Here is a 555-nt window from a genome sequence, read left to right on the forward strand (position 1 = left end):
TAACCAGTGTAGTGAAGTACGAAGCAGGATCGCGTTTTTCTCCTCACCTTCACCCTTACGGAGAAGAGATTTTTGTGCTCGATGGTGTCTTCTCTGACGAAAATGGCGACTATCCCGCAGGTTCTTATCTTCGTAACCCACCCGGCAGTCTGCACGCGCCGTTTAGCGAGAAAGGTTGTGTCATTTTGGTCAAGCTCAATCAATTTGATCCGAACGATCTTAAAACTGTTCGAATCAATACTCGAGAAACAGAATGGTTGCCTGGCATTGGCGGACTACAAGTGATGCCTTTACATGATTTTAAGCACGAGCACGTTGCGTTGGTGAAGTGGCCCAAAGGCGAAAAGTTTCAACCTCACAGACACTTTGGTGGAGAAGAAATTTTTGTGTTATCTGGCGAGTTTAGGGATGAGCTAGGTATATACCCAACACATACTTGGTTGCGATCACCTCACATGAGTGAGCACTTCCCTTTTGTAGAGGAAGAAACGGTAATTTGGGTGAAAACAGGACATTTGACGCTCGGAAGTTGAATGGAAATACGAAACTTAAAGG

1 protein-coding gene is annotated in these 555 nt (G+C 45.2%); it reads left to right on the forward strand.

Annotated features, from left to right (window positions below; all coding sequences use genetic code 11):
• On the forward strand, nt 1-533 hold a 533-nt coding region (locus R7R78_RS28630), incomplete at its 5' end, for a cupin domain-containing protein (RefSeq protein ID WP_225474913.1).
• Between the last annotated feature and the right edge of the window lie 22 nt (nt 534-555).

Source organism: Vibrio sp. 2134-1 (assembly GCF_033339495.1).